Genomic DNA, 17,778 nt, shown 5'->3' on the forward strand with positions numbered 1-17,778 from the left:
GCCGCTTGTCGCACTCCTGTCGCGGCGCGGCCGGCGAAGGATCAATGCGCCCCCTCAAAAGAAAATGGCATTCGATCCTTTCACGTTCTTTGCAGATTGGAGCCACCAAATTGGAGCCGTCATAGACTGATGGTTTCATCGTCCTGTGAATACTATCCATTCCGCCCTTGACCGCCGGCTCCAAGGGCCGAAGCTTGCTGCAACATTCAAGAAAACGTGCAGGGGGCAATGTCGTCAGGATTGAATGGCCCGAGCCGCAAGCCTTTCGCCACGGTGGTCGCCCATTGCCGTCAGTGCGCGGATTTCGAGGACGCCGAGCCTCTCGGTGTCGAGGACGAAGCCGGCGAGCCGGATCGCTTCTGGTTTTACGAGGACCATCCCGACATCGGCTGGGTCAAGCGCCGCCGCCGCTGCCTGTCGTGCGAGCGGGCCTACGCCACCGGGGAGGTGGACGAGAGCCTGATCGAGGAGCTGCGCGAGCTCCGCGGGCAGGTTGCCAGCCAGGCCGCCCAGATCGCGAGCCTGACCGAGCAGCTGGCCGAGGCCAACCAACGGGCCGCGGCCGCGGCCGCGCCGCCGCAGGTGGCCGTGCCCGCATGGGCCGACGGGGCCGTCACCGCCGTTCCCCGCGTGGTCGCCGAACGGATCGTCAGCGAGAGCGCCTGGTGGCTGCAGCACCCGAGCGGAAGCGCGTGCCGGGCGCCGCGCATGGCGGACCGGTTGCAAAACACCCGGTGGGGCTGGGCCGTGTCCTATGGGGCGAACTGGTTCGCGGCCGCCCTGGCCGCCCATCGCTGTGCGAAGATCGCGAAGGACGTCCTCAACGATGCGGCGGCCGGCCGGCCCGTCGACGCCCAGAAGGTCAAGGCCGAGATGGACCGGGCCATCTGGTCAAGTGTGCTCAACCACGACCTTGAGCAATATCCCGCCTGCAGCTACCGGCGCGAGCAGAACGACCTGGTCTTCGGCGTGCATTCCATCGACATCGTCGACGTCCGGAAGGTCTTGCTGGAGGTCACGGGTCTCGGCGCGGTCCCGGGATTCGCATGATCGGGCGCCCGCGAACGCCGCGCGACTGCCGCGGTCAGTGGGTGTCAAACTCGTCCAGGGGAAGCTGCAGTTCGAGGCAGGCATAGAGCTCCAGCAGGTACTGCAGGACCGGATCGGTCACCTCCACGAAGCGCACCTGCATCGCCCTGACGGCCTCGATCTGCCGATGAAACTCCGCGCCGAACACGGGGTCCTTCGACAGATGGCCCCTGGATCCTTCGGTGGTGTAGGTCGCGGCCCGGGCGAGAGCCCGTCGGGCGCGCTTGAACGCGAACGAAGCCGAATAGTGGCTGCGGGTGATGTGCCCTCGAAGGCGGCCCCCCAGGTTTCGGGTCCGGCCGACATGCACCGGGACCCCGTCCTCGAAAAACACGTAGATGCCCGCCTTTCCCCGTTGGGCCGCAATGCCTTTCTGGTGGAATGCGGGGGACGACATGAGCTGGGCGAACAACACCGGAACCGCCGATGTCGCCGTGTGAAACATGGTGTTCATGCCGCTCACTTCAGACCCCTGTCCAATGGGGCCGACTTCCCCCGTTCCGGAACGCGGCACAGTTGTTCAGGAGCGGGATCCCGTCAAGGTGTCGGTTGGCGTGCCGACGCCCGCGGGCCGTGTTCCGCGGCCTGATCCACAAGACGCCGCCGCGGCATGCGCATGCCGCGGCGGGCACTGTCAAGCGGCGAGGGAGGCGGCGCGGCCGGGCCTGAGATCGAAGGCGGCCCGGGCTGGCAGGACGGTCGACGTCAGCTCCCCAGCCGCCAGCCAGACCGGCTTCGGCGCCGGACCCTTGGCCGGCTTGAGGCCGCGCGGGAGCTCCGTGCCGCCCATGACCCGGCGGTGGCGCAGGTCGCGGGCGTTGTCCATCGCCGCAGTGGCGGCGGCATGACCGTCGATGGTGCGCTGGCCATAGACCCGGATCAGCGTCACCGGATCCATGCCCAAATAGTCCGCGGCCTCCTCCAGCCGCACCCGGCTCAGCCGCAGCCAGGTCGCGCAGGTGTGCCGCAGCGCGTGCGGGATCACCTCGGGGTCGTCGCCGAACCCGGCGTCGGCGGCGACCGTGTCCCACAGGTGCTCTAGCCGCTGCCAGTAGGGCGTGCCGTCGGGCTTGTGGATGACGAAATCGGTGCCGAGCGCCTCGTCCATCGCGCGCCACCGCCTCAGGTGGCGGAGGAGACGCTCGGGCAGGTCAACCGCGGGCTGCCGCTTGCCCCGGTTTGGCGCCACGCCGAGGCCCTGGCGGTGAAGCACGCCGCCCTCGACGTCGATGGCGCCCGTGTCGCGGTTGAGCCGCCACCGCAGCGCGCGGACGGCCGCGTTCCGCGTGCCGGTGTAGAGCCCGATCATGATGAAGCGGAGCAGGGCCCGCCGGGTCTTCCGGACGGCGGGCGGGCGCCGCACGAGGCGCCAGACCCGGCGTCCCTCAACCACCCCGGCCTCGCGCTTCCAGGCGCCGGCCGCCGTGTCCCAGACAAAGCCGAGCGCGGCGCCGACCAGGCGCGCGCACTCGGACCGGGTCAGGTACCGGGTGCGGTGTGGCGAATTGCGCGGGACCCAGATCGGCGGCAGGCCGAACACCTTCCTGTCCTGCGCGAAGTCCGCGACCGCCTTGCGGAACGCGATGAGCTCCTTGCGGACCGTGCCTTCCTGGACCAGGCGGACGTCCGAGGCGCCCGGGCGGCAGGTGCCGAGCGGCTGGTCGAGCCGCTCGGCGAGGTACTGGCGCAGGGCGCGTTCGGTGACCTCGCCCATGGGCGTGTCGCCGAAATAGTGGTTGATGCGTCCGATCTCGCGGACCTTGCGGTCGTATTCGCGCCGCGCGTTGTCGGCCTTCCGGGCCTTCGGATCGCCCGGGTGGCGCGGCGCCATCCGGTCCGGCCTGCGGCCGAGCCGCGACAGGGCATGGGCGCAGATGGCGGACACGGTCACCGCGAGCGGCGAGACCGCGCCCAGCCGCGTCGCGAGCTTGATCACCGTGTAGGCGGCCTTGAACGCCTCCGCCTCGTCCCTCTGGGACTCCCGGAAGCCGGTCGAAAGCTCAAAGCCGCCCTCGTCGTGGAGGTACCAGATCGGTTCCGAGGGCCCGCGGACCCGCAGGTCCAGACAGGGAAGGTCCCGACTCGGCTTTCTTCCGCGGCGGGCCTTCGGCAGGGCGGCGGAGGCGCTGACGCCCTTCCTGAGGATGTCCTCCAGGAGCGCCAGGGGGACGTTGATGTCGGCCGGGCGCAGGGATGCGGTGGCCGTCGTGAACTCGGTTTGCTTGATCCTCGCCATCGGAGTACAGTTTCTCTGTCGGCACCCACTGCCTGTGGGTGGCCGGTTGCGAAATGGACCTGGTCGGGCTGTGTGCTTGCCGGCAGTGGCCCGATCAGGATCCCGCGGCGCTCCGGGGACGTCGTCCGGGCCGCCGCATGGACCCGGGTCCTTTCGGGGGCAGGCGCGGCGCCAGGGCCGCCTCCCGCTTCATCCCCTCCACCATGTCCCTTACGGCATCGCTCGCCCTCCTTGTCGGCTCCGCAGCCTCAGGGGCGGCGGGGCGCAGCACTTGGCAGTTTGACAGCGCCCGCAGCGCGAGCGGCGTCACGAAAAACTTGCCGGCGACGACGCTCACGGGCAGCCGCCCGTCGCGGATCGCCGTCCGCAGCGACGAGACGCTGAGCGGGCCGTCGGGCCAGAACAGGGCGACAGCCTCGCCGAGGCTCAGCAGCTCATCCTCCCGCCACAGCGCCGGGTCCGGCCGCGCCGCGACCCGGGGATAGTCTGTCCTGTGCATCGGACGTCCTCCATGAGAGCAGAAAATGCGGAAAAGTCGAATCCCTCCAGCCACTTCGGCGGGCGCCACGGTGGGCCGGGCCCGCGGGCCGCGCGGCGGGCTGTCGGTCCGACCTGCCGACGGATGCGCCTCTGAATTCTTTTGAATAGGCCTCCAAATCCTTCAGCCCCATTCCTGGAGGTCCTGGAAGGGCTTCGCGCCTGGCCGGGCGCGCGGGCCGCGCCGGACCGGGGATCCGGGGCAAAATGGGCCGGCTGATCCTTTGAAGGATTGGCGGTCCTGTCAGACACCAAATGGTTGTATTTCGCGCGCCAAAGCCCGCGAAAATTCGCGTTGGGGTTGCCGAACAATTTTTCGGCGGGCCCGGGGAACGAGGCTCCGACAGGGGGGCGGAGATGCAACAAGGGCACGAATCGAGGTCGGGGACTCCCGGCCCGGGGGCGAATCCGTGCCCCGGCGGGGACGGGTCGGCCGCCGCGAAGGCACCGCCGGGCCGCCGGCCCACCCCGCGGCCTGGTTTCGGCTGGCGCCTGCCGAGCTCCCCATGGCTGCGCGGCGGAAAAGGTCATGGTTCCCTCCCGCCGCCACGACGCTCACGGGCGAGCGGAAGCCGGATGACAGCGCCCCTCGCGATGGACCGGCGGCGCAGGCGCCGCGCGCGCCGCTCGGCCTCGGCATGGGCGGCCCGGGCGATGGCCACCCGCGCCCGTCCCGCCGCGTCCCGGAACGCTCGGGCTCCGAGCGCCGCCCGCACCGAGAGCAGCCTCTCGATGATCTCAGCGATATGAGTGTCCACGGCGGCCTCCCTTGCCCCGGCGCCTCCGGCCAGCCGTCGCGCGCGCATAGGCCGTGAACAGCCGCTGGAAGTCGCTCCCGCTCATATATCGTTCGGCGACGAGCACCTCGGCGATGGTTTCGACCAGCCGGCGGTGCTCGCGCACGACGGCGACGGCGCAGGCGTGCAGCCGATTGAGGTCGCCCTCGACGGCGCGGCGCAGGTCCGGGTCGAGGGCGAGCAGGGAGGACGCGTTCTCCGGCGCGGCGCGGTAGGCCAGCGTGTCCCCGAGGCCCAGGCTCGCGTGCAGGGCCGCCAGCCAGCCGGTGGCGAGCGCCAGGTCGGAGCGGGCGCTGCCGCCCGCGCCCGTCGTGGCCGCGCCGCAGATGACCTGCTCCGCCGCGCGGCCGGCGAGCAGGCCGATGACCATCGTCTCCAGCGCCGGGCGCGTCAGGACCGGCTCCACGGCGAGCGCGTTCATGAACCCGCCGCCGCCGCTCCGGTCGAGCAGGCTGATCTCCGCAACGGTGCCGGCGCCCACGAGGGACGTAACCACGGCATGGCCGGCCTCATGCACGGCGCAGCAGCGCAGGGCCTCGGGCGAGCGGGTGTCCGGCGGCAGGATCTCGGCCATGAGGTCGTGGAGCGCCATCGCCCGTCCGGCCATCCGGGCCCGGCGCCGGGCCGACCTGACCCACAGCGCGGCGTCAGCCCCGGTGGCCCCGGCCGCGATCCGGGCCAGCGGGCCCAGGTTAGCCCCGGGAAGGTCGTGCTCGCCAAGATGGTGCCGCAGGATCCCGGCGAGGGCCGCAGGATCGGGGATCGGAATCTCGATCACGCGGTTCAGGCGCCCTGGGCGCACGAGCGCGCTGTCGAGCCTTTGCGCGTGATTGGTGGCGCCGACGATGACCACCCGCGACAATGGATCCGAGAGCGTGCGCTCGATGTCCAGCAAAACCGTGGTGACCAAAACCGACCAGTAATCGCGGTTGCGCCCGTCCACGGTGGCGCGGTCGGGGAGCGCATCGAGCTCGTCGATGAAAAGCAGCGCGGGCCGCGACAGCGCCGCCGCGGCGGCCAAGGCCTTCTCCCACTCCCGGATGGTGACGTCCAGGTATCCCGTTCCCTGGGAGAACCAGGTTCCCACCGAGGTCGACACCAGGGGCATGCCCGTCGTCCCGGCGATGCTCCGTGCCAGTGTCGTCTTGCCGGTGCCGGGCGGGCCGGCCCAGACGCAGGCCCGGTCGATGGCCGAGAAGTCCAGGGCGCCGCGCCGCCAGGCCTCAAGGTCCTGCACGAGGGCTTCGGCCCAGGTCATCGCCTCGCCAAAGCCGTGCAGGGCGGACAGCGCCGGCGCCTCGGCCACGGTCGCGTCGACCATGGTTCGGGCGCGGGCCGCGGCCTGCAGCCGGCGCACGCACGAGGCCGGCGTCGTCCGGATCCTGACCGCCGAGCAGATGTCGGGGTAGTCCAGGCCGAGGCCCAGATCTGGCGGAACCCGCCGCGGGGCGGACCCGGTCGCGGCCCGGATCACCCGGCGCAGGACGGCCGGCGAAGGATGCGGGATCGTGATCTGCAGGTCGGCGGCGCCGATCAGGGCCGACGGGAGATGGCGGCGCGGATCCGGGGCGATGCCCAGAAAGCGCCCGCTCCGGCTGAGGTGGTCCATCGCGTGGTCGTTGCCCTTGGCGGGCTGGTGGTGGACGCGGTCCGTGCCGGTGCGGATGGCGACGCCGTCCCACGACGCGAGCGTGCGGGCGGCGAGATACGTCGGCTCGACCCAGGCCGGCGTCGGAACGCTGATCACCGCCGCGAGCGCCGGCGCCGCGGTAAACCGGCGCCGGGTGCGCCGGTCGAGCGCCGCCTCCAGGGCGAAGCGGGCCAGGGTCTGGGCCGCGGGGGTGAACGGGGCGGCGGCGGGCTCCGCCGGCTCCGTCGCCGCCTCGTCCTCCGCCGGCACCAGGAGATCGTCGAGGGTGACATCGATGTCGTCTGTGTTGGCCATGGGGCAACCTCGTGGGGCGAAGCGGCCGGGCGCGCCTCAGCGCGCGCCGGACGGGTCCGCCGTGAAACAGGATCGGGATCGGGGGCGATGGGCCCCGCGGCGGGGCCGGTGTCTGTCTCCGCGCGGCGCTGAAGGCGCGCCACGGACAGGGGGGTGGTCCCGTCGGCCGGGACGAAAGGGTGGGGAGGCGCTCCGTGGCCTCCATGGTCCCGCAGCCCTGCTGCGGTGGCGGCCCCGTCACGGCGGAGGCCTTGCGTGTCTTAGAACAAATAGGGAACAAGATGTAGGCTTGTCAATTACCTCCTTCGGAGGGGCGAAGGCGTCCTGCTCGGCGCAGGGGGCGCCGCCGCCGCACCGGGGTCTCGGGGCCAAGCGGGGCCGCCGCCAAGTCGAGTTCGACGAGGTCGCGGCAGGCCAGGGCCAGAATGACGGCGACGCCGTCGCCCTCGCGCACGGCCCTGGCCACCTCGGCCAGGGGGGCGGGATCGAGGCGCCTGAGCACCTCCAGCACCCTCACCTGGTCGGCGGCCAGAACCGGAACCCGCCGGCAGCCCCAGACGGAGCGTGCGTTCATGAGCAGGGGGGTGCCATGGACCTGCGGCGGCTCACGGCGCTCGTAGGCGACACCCTGGGCGGCGAACGCGGCCGCGGCGGCTTCGAACCGGCCGCGGCCGACTATGATTCTGGCCGGATGGCACACGTCGATGACCACGGTGCCGCTGTCGGTTTCGAGCTGGTAGTCGGGGACATGGGGCAGCGGAAGCCCCTCCAGCGTGATCGTGACCGGATCCGCCGGTGCGATGGCGCGCACGGCGGGGTCCAGGGTCGCGACCAGCAGGGCGTCGAAGACATGGCGGTCGCGCGCGGCGATGGGGCCGCGGGTCTTGGCGCTTTCGAACTGGCGCGCCGGCGGGGCGGGCCGGGTGGATTGGGGACGCAACATGGACGCACTCCTACGAATCCCCGCGCGCCCGGCCGCCGCAGGGACGGCCAGGGGGGCGGGGCGGCGCCGGGCCTGGCCGGTCGCCATGGGTTGTCAGATGATCCGCATCTGCGAACAAATAGGGAACAAAAAGCTTGGCCGTGTCAACGACTCGAAAGAGGTAGGAGTGAAGTCTTAGGCGCGTGCCTCTTGGGCTTGGGCTGTGGAAAACGCCCTGGCCGCTGAGATGCCGCTGTGCATGGCGTTCACCGGCTCGCGATCAGAAGGACGTCTCCGGCCAGGCGAATCTGAAGGTTCCGACATAGAACTTCTCGTACAGAAACCGGAGATCCTGCTCCCAGTGCTGGATGGCCGTCTCCATTCGCGCGTCGCGTCGGCGCTTAGCGTTTCGGGTGAGCGACGCGACGGTTTCAGCGAGCTTGCGCAGGCGGGTCGCCGTGCCCGGGGCATCCCATTCGTCGAGGTAGCGGCGCGGGAACAGAGGGGGAAGCTGGCCCTTGAAGATCTCGGCCAGGATCATCTTGCGCTGGCCAAAGGCGAGCCCCTCCGTCTTGCCAACCTTGTAGCCCATGGCCTGCAGCATGCCCTCGGGCAGCCAGCCCTTGGTGTCGATGCTGTGGCGGCCGGCCTTTGCGTCGGTCGAGGGCCAGGCAAAGTAGTCGTCGGGGTTGACCGGATCCAGGCGCCGGCGAACCCACTCCTGCCCGATGGCGTCCAACAGGAATCTCGCGTCGCCGTGGCGGAAGGCCCGGTCCGGATCGCCAAGCGTGGTGAGGCAATTGCGCCAGAGCTGGATCGTCTCGGGCAGGTCCATGCGCGGCAGGGCGTCGATCAGCCTGAGCGTTGCCTGGCCCGCCGCCTGCCGCGCGGGAGGGGCGGCTGGAACTGCGGGGCGCCCGGTCGGCACAGCCGCGGCGGTTTTCCCCTGTGCGCGGGCATGGGCCTGAAGGTTGCGCTCATGGGCTCGGAGCTTGCGAAGGGACGCCCCGCATTGGGGCGCCACGGGAAGGGCCTCGATCTGGGCGATGATCCCGCGCACGTGCTCCGGGGACGTGGCATCCAATCCTTGGATGACGAGCGTGCTCACGGTTCTGAGCGCCTGGTTGACCTCTTTGTTGGTCAGTGGGGTGGCTGTCTTCTTGCCTTTCCACCGGGTGTAAGGAGGAGCCATGGACGTTCCCCAGTTCGGTGCCCGTTCCTGAAACCCGCTGTCAGATGTCGGCCTCGGAACCTTCCGGCTTCCACTCATCGGCCCGCAGCGCCTTGATCCGTGGACCCAGGACCCGCACGTAGGCCTCCGCGGTGTTCGCAAGCCAGCCGTAGTACTCGGGCCACTTGTCCGTCCGGGCGAAGTCCGCCGGCTTGAGCCCGGTGTAGATGTGGCTCTCCTTCTTGCCGGGGAGCTCCTTCCACTGCAGCTCCATCCCGAGCCCGGCCTCGATGGCCGCCTTGTCCCGCGAGAGCAGGTGGAAGAAGGCCTTCGCCTGGTCGTCGCCCATGACGAGGTTGACCGCGATGCCCTGGTCCCGGACGAGGGCCATGGTGTCGAGGCGGAACCCGGACCGGCCGATGCTGAAGGACACCCAATGCTGCGGCTGCGGCTTGATCGGGCGGATCTTGCCGTTGCGCCCGGCCAGGTGCTTCATGAACCCGGTCCAGAATTCCAACTGAGTCTGCTTCGCCTCCGTCAGATCGCCGGCCTCGATCCTGTGGGCCGCCTGCGAGACCTGGCGGCTCCAGTCGTTCGGCTTGGACACGATGTTGAACTTGGGCGCAGGTTCGGATTGCCCGATCTTCCAGAGCTCGACCTCCAGGCCGAAGAACTGGAATTCCTCGTCGGTGATCCCGTTGAGCCAGTCGAGCGTCGCCCGGTGCTCCTCCGTGAAGCGCTGGGCGATCCAGACGATGGTGACCGCCTTCAGCCCGGAGGCGTAGACGAGAAGCTGGCCCAGGTGGGTGTGGTCGGTGCGCTCAAGCTGGTTCTCGATCAGCACCCAGTTGCCGGTGCGCAGGTCCTTGCAGAGGATGTCGGCCCGGAACGGCCCCACGTCCTTCTCCTGGGCCTCCAGCTCCAGGTCGAGGCCAATGGTCTCGCCCAGCACCTCCAGGTTTTCCGGCCTGGCGAGCCACGGCGTGAAGTCGGCCGACTCCGACGACCAGACGCTCCGAAGGTCGACCTTCTGCAGCCGCCCAAGACTGATGTTCATTCCCGCGCCCCCCGGCCTGTGTTTGGTCGCCGTTAACCGTGGCCATTCTTCGCAGCTTTGACGCCCAGGAGAACCCCAACGAATCGCCTATACGGTCATTGCGGATCTGGATTCGCGCAAGTCGGCGGGGCGAGCAAGGCCTTGGATCGATTGCTCGAATCCAGGGTTCGTGCACAATTCGGCAAAACCCAAGAACATGCGGGGGGCAACCATGGACATGCAGACGATCACCCGGCCCATCTCGGGGCGGCCTTCCAACCGGGCGAACGGGTAAACCGCCATGGCCCGTGGATCCCTTGTGGCGGGTGCCCGCATCCGTGTCCGTGACGCCGAATGGGTGGTCGGCCACGTCGAGCCCAGCCCCCTGTCCGGCAATGTGATCCATGCCGTCGGCCTGTCCGGCGTCGTGCGCGACAAGGCGGCGATCTTCGTCGAGACGGTTGAAAAGGTGCGGGGGCGCGGGATCGAGGTGGTCGATCCGGCCAACGTCACCCTCGTGGCCGACGACTCCTCCGGCTACACCGACACCCTGCTCCACCTTGAGGCTGCCCTGCGGAAGTCCGCCCCCACGGGCGAGGCGATCCAGGTGGCCGGCAAGGCCGCCATCGACGACCTGGATTTTCAGCTGGAGCCCGTGCGCCTTGCCTTGAAGGCGCCCCGCGCCCGCATCCTGATCGGCGACGACGTCGGCCTGGGCAAGACCCTGGAGGCGGGCCTGCTCACCTCGGAGCTGATCCTGCGCCGCCGCGCCAAGCGGATCCTGGTCGTCGCCACCAAGGCGATGCTGGCCCAGTTCCAGCACGAGTTCTGGACCCGCTTCTCGGTGCCGCTCGTGCGCATCGACAGCGACAAGATCCGCCAGATCCGCGCCCGGATCCCGCTCAACCACAACCCCTTCGACCAGTTCGACAAGGCGATCATCTCGGTCGACACCCTCAAGAACGACCTCCAGTATCGCACCGCGCTGGAGAAGGCGTGGTGGGACCTGATCATCATCGACGAGGCCCACAACGTCGCCGAGCGCCGGGGCGCCGGCGGGGTGAGCCAGCGCAACCAGCTGGCGGAGCGCCTGGCGTCCCGCTCGGACGCGCTGGTGCTCATGTCGGCCACGCCGCATGACGGCTCCCGCCGCAGCTTCGCAAGCCTGATGCGGATGCTGGACCCAACCTCCATCGCTGATCCCGACAGCTACGGGCCGGAGGACATCAAGGGCCTGTTCGTGCGCCGCTTCCGCACCACGCCCTCCGTCCGCGCCGCCCTGAAGAGCAAGGTCCAGAAGCGCGTCACCAACCGCATCAACTTTGCGCCGTCGCCGGCCGAGGAGGCCGCCTACGAGATCCTGGCCAATCTCGACCTGCAGCAGGACAAGGCCGCCCGGAACCGCGGGCAGCGCCTGTTCAAGACGCTCCTGGAGAAGGCGCTGTTCTCCAGCCCGGCAGCCTGCGCCGAGACGCTCGACAAGCGGATCAAGGCGCTCATCAAGGAGGGCAGCCCTGAAGCGGAGGCCGACGCCTCCGCCCTCGGGAAGCTGCTCGACGCGGTCCAGGCCATCGGGGCCGAGGACTTCACCAAGTACCAGCGCCTGCGCAAGCTGCTCGCCGACATCAAGTGGTCGCCGAAGAAGAAGGACGACCGCATCGTCGTCTTCTCCGAGCGCATTGCCACCTTGGAATGGCTCGCCGAGCGCCTGCGCGCGGATCTCGGGCTGAACGAGGAGCAGGTGAAGACCCTGCACGCCTCCGGTGGCGACGCCGACCGCAAGGCGCAGGAGGTGGTCCGCGACTTCGGGCTGGAGCGCTCGCCGATCCGCATCCTGCTCGCGTCCGACATGGCGTCCGAGGGCCTGAACCTCCACTACCTGTCGCGCAAGCTCGTTCACTTCGACATCCCCTGGGCACTGCTCACGTTCCAGCAGCGCAACGGCCGCATCGACCGTTACGGGCAGGAGCACCAGCCTCACATCTGGTACCTCGTCGCCGAGCCGGCCCAGCCGAAGATCCGGGGCGACCTGCGCGTCCTCGACCGCCTGATCGAGAAGGACGAAGCGGCACAGGACAGCATCAGCGATCCTTCCGCATTCCTTGGCACCAACGACGAACTGGAGCAGGAGGACGTCGTCGCGCAGGCCATCGAGAAGGGCCTGTCCGCGGAGCAGTTCGAGGCCGAGATGGACGCCCGGGCGGATGCTTCGGACGCTGCGGGCGACGACGCCTACGCCGCCCTGGAGGCGTTCTTCGAGATCGCCCAGCCGGAAGCGCCTGCCGTCCCGGCCGAGCGCGAGGCGGGGCGCCCGTCGGTGTTCGAGACGACCTTCGACTTCACGACGGCGGCGCTCGAACGGGTGAAGGCGTGGAAGCACGACCTGGAGTACGAGGTCGACCGGAAGGACCGGGTGATCACTCTGCCGATTCCGGACGACTTCCGCGAGCGTTCGGACTTCGGCGGACGGGCGGCCCGTGCGGTCGACGCGCGCTTCATGCCGCCCGAGGCCGAGCCACAGGACGGACGGGTCAGGCTGACCGACAACCGCTCGCTGATGAACGACCGCATCGTCGCCTCGCGCCAGGGCGCCGGCGGTGGCTGGCCGGAGTTCCAGTACCTGTGGGACGTCCATCCGGCGGTCGACTGGCTGGCGGACAAGATTTCGGGCGTGTTCGGCCGCCAGAACGCGCCGGTGGCGCGCCTGGTCGGTGTTCTTGAGCCCAAGCAGACGGCGTTCGTCTTCAACGGCGTTGTTCCGAACCTCAAGGGGCAGCCCCTGGTGGACGAGTGGCCCGTCGTCCTGTTCTCCGGATCCGAGTTCGCAGGGATCGAGACGGTGCGCGAGTTCCTCGCGCGGGCTGGTCTTGGCCGAACTGAGATCCCCAACATCGGCGCAACCCGTCTCGACGACGTGCAGAAGCTGGTGGAGGAGGCGGTCAACCGCGCCCAGACCTACGTGCATGAGGCCCGGAAGCGCTTCCAGAACGAACTCGATGGGGAGCTGCTGGCCATTGACGAGCGGCTTGAAAAGCTGCGCGCCCAGCACCGTCAAGCAATCAGAGACCTGTTCGGCCGCCTGGAGGACAACGCCATCCAGCGCAGCAAGAAGGCGCGCCAGGAGGAGAAGGTGGAGCAGATCTTCGCGTCGTGGTGGGACTGGATCAAGAAAACGCGCGAGACGCCGAACGATCCCAATCCTTACGTCCGCCTTGTAGCCGTGTTTCGGGGGTGAACCATGCCGATTGAACTCGCCGGTATTTCGAACGAAAACGAATTCTACTCCGAGCACTACCTCTCGACGATCTTCGAGGGGGACATCGAGGAGACCTTCCGCGGGTGGAAGGAGGCCGAAAAGGCTGGGGAGACTCCGCCGAACAAGCTCATGGAGAAGGTCGGCGTCCAATGGCGTCGCCTGTCCGCGGCCTACCTTGAGGAGCGGGACGACCGCAAGCGCCTCCTGATCGGGCGCACGTTCGCTCATGAGATGCTGACCGCCTTGGGCTTCGAGCGGCATTCGGAGCTCGTTGTCGACGCTGAGGGCAAGCTCATCCCCGTTCTGGCTCGCCGTTCGTTCCACGACGGCCGTGACGCCGTCTGGGTGGTCGAGGTGCCGTCGCCGGCCGGAGCCGACTTCGAGGTCGACCCGCTGCAGATCCGGTTCCGGTGCGAGCAGTTCGAGGGGATCGCAACCGCGGAGGAGGTCGAGAAGCGCCGCAAGGACAATGCCGAGGCGGCCCTCGTGAAGGGCATCTTCGCGCTTGAGGCGCCCCCACGCTTCGTCGTGCTCCTCAGCATGTCCCAGGCAGTCCTGATCGACCGTAACAAGTGGTCCGACAGCCGCCTGCTGCGTTTCCGCTTCCCGGAAATCTTCGGGCGCGGCGACAACGCAACCGTCGGCGTAACGGCGGCTCTGCTGCATGCCGCGTCGCTGGCTCCGGGATCGGGAACCTCGCTCATCGACCGGATCGACGAGGAAAGCCACCGGCATGCCTTCGGCGTCTCGCAGGATCTCAAGTACGCACTTCGGGAGGCCATTGAACTTCTCGGCAACGAGGCGGCGGAACTGATTGTCGCCAAGCGCCGGGCCAACAAGGAAGGTGTTTTCACGGGAGGGAATGCCCTCGACGCGGAAAAGCTCACGACCGAATGCCTGCGGTACATGTACCGCCTTCTCTTCCTGTTCTTCATCGAAGCGCGTCCGGAGCTTGGCTTCGCGCCCATGAAGGCGAAGGCATACCGCATGGGCTACAGCCTGGAGAGCCTGCGCGAGCTTGAGTTGGTTCCTCTGGAGACGGACGAGGACCGCAACGGCCATTATATCTCGGACACCCTCGACACGCTGTTCAGCGTGGTCTTCGAGGGAACACCCGGAGCCGGCGTGGCGAAGGGGGACCTCACCGAGGAGTTCACCTTCAACCCGGTCCGGGCGCGCCTATTCTCGCCGGAGGCCATCGGGACCTACTTGCGGGGACTGCAGTTCCGCAACGCGACCATGCAGCGGATCATCGAGCTCCTGTCGCTGTCGCGCGGTGACCGCACACGGGGGCGCGGCCGCATCTCGTATGCCCAGCTCGGGATCTCGCAGCTTGGCGCCGTCTACGAGTCGTTGCTGTCCTTCTCGGGCTTCTTCGCGTCCGAGGATCTGATTGAGCTCAAGCCCGCGGGCAAGCCGGCACCGGGGCCGCTGGAGGCAGCCTTCTTCGCCCCCCGGAGCCGGTCTGATAACTTCGACGAGAGCGAGATTGTCTACGAGGGGACGACGGCGAAGATCTTCCCCAAGGGCACGTTCATCTATCGCTTGGCCGGACGCAACCGCGAGAACTCGGCCTCATTCTACACGCCTGAGCCCCTGGCCCGCGTCATGGTGAAGTACGCGCTGAAGGAGCTCCTTGCCGGCAAGAAGGCGGATGACATCCTGAAGCTGCGTATCGTCGAGCCCGCGATGGGATCGGCAGCATTCCTGGTCGAGGTGGTCAACCAACTCGCCGACAAGTACCTGGAACTCAAGCAAGTGGAGCTCAAGAAGCGGATCCCGCACGAGCGCTATGCCTTGGAGCGTCAGAAGGTTCGCGCCTACCTGGCTGACCGGAACGTGTTCGGCGTCGACCTCAATCCGGTTGCCGTTGAGCTCGGGCAGGTGTCCCTCTGGCTCGATTGCCTCCATGAGGGTGGGTTTGCGCCCTGGTTCGAGGACCAAGTTCACGCCGGAAACTCGCTAGTGGGCGCCCGCCGGGCCGTATTCCCCGTATCCTCGCTCGATGCGCGAAAGGAGGAGGACCGCTGGCACAAGCGTGGGCCGCGCGAGATCGGATGGTCTGGGGAGGCTCGCAAGGCGGAAGAGGTCTGGCACTTCCTTCTGCCAGATCCCGCCATGAGCACGTACGACCAGAAGGTGGTTCGTCCGCTTGCGCCCCAGGCCTGGGCTACGTTCGCTGAGTGGCGGCGCGACTTCATGCGTCCACTTGATAAGGATGAGATCGCAACCGTGAAGCGACTGTCCAGCGTGGTCGATACCCTGTTCGAGGATGTCGCAGATCGCCTTCAGGAAGTACGCAAGGAGGTTAATGACGAGATCTCGATCTGGCCGGCGGAACCGCAGCCAAACGAGCGGCACGTCGACTTCCAGGAGAAAATTCGCCGTCTGGAGAGCTTCCAAGGCCAGGGCGTTAAGAATGCCGTGTCGTGGCGTCGGCTCCGCAGCGCGATGGATGCATGGTGTGCTCTCTGGTTCTGGCCCATCGACCAAGCCGACAAGCTCCCGTCGAGGACAAAGTTCTTCCAAGACCTTGACCTCCTCCTCTCCCAAGGTGTCGACAACCAGAAGGTCGTCACTGGCGCGTTCGCGACTGGTGCATCTCAGGGGCGCTTGTTCGAGACCGTCACGCTGCCTGGCGCTAAAGGTTCAGGGGCCCTGTTTAGGACGGAGGAGCGCGTTGTTGAACTGCGAAAGAACGATCTGTTCGAAGATGTGAACGTCGATCAGCTAATCAAGGCATCGCCCTGGCTGCCGACCGCGATGGACGTCGCACACCGTCGCCGGTTCATGCATTTCGATCTTGAGTTCGCAGATGTGATGCGTGAGCGAGGGGGCTTTGATCTTGTCATTGGCAACCCGCCATGGCTAAAGCCTGCTTGGATTGATGCACATATCCTAAGCGAGCACGAGCCGACCTTCGGTATTCGAGAGGTTTCTGCCGCCGAGGTCGAGAAGGCTAAACCGCGTCTGTTCGAGCAGAACTCTCGCCTCAAGTCGTCCTATCTTGATGACTACGTTGAAATCGGAGGATTGCAGGCGTTTCTGTCATCGCCAAACTGCTATCCCTTCGCCGGTGGAGGGCAAGCAAATCTGTACAAGTGTTTTATCGATCTGACCTTCCGGATCACCGCGAAGGGCGGCTTTGGAGCCCTCATCCACCAGGACAATCATCTCTCAGATCCGGAAGGCGGACCGCTGCGTCGTGCTTGGTATCGTCGCATTAGGCGGCATTATCACTTCCGGAATGCCATCACCCGGAGGATGTTCGCCGAGGTTAGCGACCGTAAAACCTTCAGCCTTAATGTTTACGGCGGGCAAGAGCAGGAAATTGGGTTCGACCACGCCGCCTCACTTCTGCTCCCTACAATGATTGATGAGAGCTACAGTCACGATGGTGTCGGCTCCGTACCTGGCCTCAAGCGGCCTGAGGGCGGGTGGGACACTCGCGGCCATCGGAAGCGTATCGTACGAATCGACGATGAGGTTCTTCAGATATTCGCCTCAGTCATTGAGGAAGAAGGAACGCCAGCCGACTGTACCCGCTTCCTGTTCCCATTTTCGACGGAAACTCTTCAAATATTCAAGTCGTTTGGATTTGAACGTAGCTCTTTCGCTGTAGCTGCGAGATCTTTCCAGTCAAAGGGGCTGTGGGACGAAGGAGCTTCGACCAAGCGAGACAAGACTTTGGAGGTGAGGCCTCACTTTCCTGAGTCTGACCTTGAACTTATACTTACGGGTCCGCTGATCTATGTGGCCAATCCCTTCTACAAGTGTGTTAGCTCAGCTGGATCAAAGGAGGTCGAAGTCGATCTGCAGGAGATCCCGAGTGAGTACATCCCTCGCGCAAGATATGGACGGATATGCAGTCGAGAGAGATTCCGACAAGGAATTCCCAGCTTGAGTTGGGATACAAAGAGATTGCATACAGATGTCTATAGAATTGCGTTTAGGAGGATGATGAGCCCTCCAACGGAACGGACATTAATATCTACGCTAATTCCACCTGGCGTATCCCATGTGAACACAGTGGAGAGCATCGCATTTGATGACGAGAACAATCTCGTGTCTGCCTATCCACTATGGATATCGCTTCCGTTCGACTTCCTCGTAAAAGCCACAGGCATGTCCGACTTCCGGGAATCCAGTCTTAAGTTTTTCCCTTGGGCTTCTGTTGCGGACACAGCCAAACATCGCGCACTGCGACTTTCCTGTTTGACCTCATCCTATTCGGAAATATGGGATCGATGCGCCGCGACCTTGGACGTCCTTCCATGGTCCTCGCGGGACCCGCGCCTAGCGGTCGAAACTGCGCATTCCGACCCAAGTCTGACGAAGTGGAGTCGTGATGCAGGCCTGAGGTCTGACTTCGCGCGGCGCCAAGCGCTGGTCGAGATTGATGTCCTTGTGGCCCAAGCGCTCGGGCTTACCCTCGATCAGCTCATAGAGATGTATCGCACGCAGTTTCACGTGCTGGACGAGAATGAGCGAGGCACATGGTACGACCGCAACGGCCGCATCGTTTGGACCTGCTCGAAGGGCTTGTCGGGTATAGGTTGGCGGAAGCTGGATGGTCGTAAGCCGAGTGCCAAGGAGTGGGTGGAGACTTACGCTAACCTAGGGGAGGGCGAGCGTCTGGAGTGCCACCTGCCAGTCGAGTTCCTGCCTGACGGGCCGAAAACTGTTCATCGTGTCTACGAGGCGCCGTTCGTCACGTGCGACCGCGAGGCTGATTACCGAACCGCATGGGCCTTCTTCGAAGCCCAGAACCAGAAGAAAGCCGCCTGAA

At 66.9% G+C, this 17,778-nt stretch carries 11 protein-coding genes; 3 read left to right on the top strand and 8 right to left on the bottom strand.

The annotated features are described in order from the left end of the window. Window positions 1-228 precede the first annotated feature (228 nt). Window positions 229-1,050 carry a hypothetical protein gene (locus FHR70_RS17095; protein WP_183452339.1) on the top strand — a complete coding sequence of 274 codons (822 nt, stop codon included), beginning with the start codon at window positions 229-231 and terminating at the stop codon, window positions 1,048-1,050. Between the two features lie 34 nt (window positions 1,051-1,084). Here the strand turns inward: FHR70_RS17095 and FHR70_RS17100 are convergent, their stop codons facing one another. From FHR70_RS17100 to FHR70_RS17135, 8 genes are all read right to left on the bottom strand, one after another. After that, a complete protein-coding gene (locus FHR70_RS17100) occupies window positions 1,085-1,543 on the bottom strand; it encodes a GIY-YIG nuclease family protein (RefSeq protein ID WP_183452341.1) in 459 nt (152 codons plus the stop codon). A gap of 180 nt (window positions 1,544-1,723) precedes the next feature. After that, on the bottom strand, window positions 1,724-3,325 hold the full coding sequence (locus FHR70_RS17105) for a tyrosine-type recombinase/integrase (RefSeq protein ID WP_183452343.1): 1,602 nt from the start codon (window positions 3,323-3,325) through the stop codon (window positions 1,724-1,726). Window positions 3,326-3,419: 94 nt separating this feature from the next. Further along, window positions 3,420-3,824: a hypothetical protein gene (locus FHR70_RS17110; protein ID WP_183452345.1), complete on the bottom strand. Its 405-nt coding sequence runs from the start codon at window positions 3,822-3,824 to the stop codon at window positions 3,420-3,422. 565 nt (window positions 3,825-4,389) lie between these two features. Then, window positions 4,390-4,620 carry a hypothetical protein gene (locus FHR70_RS17115; RefSeq protein ID WP_183452347.1) on the bottom strand — a complete coding sequence of 77 codons (231 nt, stop codon included), beginning with the start codon at window positions 4,618-4,620 and terminating at the stop codon, window positions 4,390-4,392. Then, a complete protein-coding gene (locus FHR70_RS17120; protein WP_183452349.1) occupies window positions 4,601-6,604 on the bottom strand; it encodes an AAA family ATPase in 2,004 nt (667 codons plus the stop codon). Before FHR70_RS17120 ends, FHR70_RS17115 begins: the two co-directional genes overlap by 20 nt. A gap of 292 nt (window positions 6,605-6,896) precedes the next feature. Continuing rightward, window positions 6,897-7,547 (bottom strand): hypothetical protein, encoded by a 651-nt coding sequence (locus tag FHR70_RS17125; RefSeq protein WP_183452351.1) that lies wholly within the window; start codon window positions 7,545-7,547, stop codon window positions 6,897-6,899. Between the two features lie 259 nt (window positions 7,548-7,806). Further along, window positions 7,807-8,718: a hypothetical protein gene (locus tag FHR70_RS17130; RefSeq protein WP_183452353.1), complete on the bottom strand. Its 912-nt coding sequence runs from the start codon at window positions 8,716-8,718 to the stop codon at window positions 7,807-7,809. A 40-nt stretch (window positions 8,719-8,758) separates the two neighbouring features. Further along, a complete protein-coding gene (locus FHR70_RS17135) occupies window positions 8,759-9,754 on the bottom strand; it encodes a DUF4268 domain-containing protein (protein ID WP_183452355.1) in 996 nt (331 codons plus the stop codon). A gap of 280 nt (window positions 9,755-10,034) precedes the next feature. On the opposite strand from FHR70_RS17135, the gene FHR70_RS17140 reads away from it, so the two are divergent. After that, window positions 10,035-12,968, top strand: a complete 2,934-nt coding sequence (locus FHR70_RS17140) for a DEAD/DEAH box helicase (protein WP_183452357.1) — start codon at window positions 10,035-10,037, stop codon at window positions 12,966-12,968. A gap of 507 nt (window positions 12,969-13,475) precedes the next feature. Further along, window positions 13,476-17,777: an Eco57I restriction-modification methylase domain-containing protein gene (locus tag FHR70_RS17145; protein ID WP_183452359.1), complete on the top strand. Its 4,302-nt coding sequence runs from the start codon at window positions 13,476-13,478 to the stop codon at window positions 17,775-17,777. Window position 17,778: the final 1 nt, after the last annotated feature.

The sequence above is a fragment of the Microvirga lupini genome (assembly GCF_014191055.1).
Classification (GTDB): Bacteria; Pseudomonadota; Alphaproteobacteria; order Rhizobiales; family Beijerinckiaceae; genus Microvirga; species Microvirga lupini_A.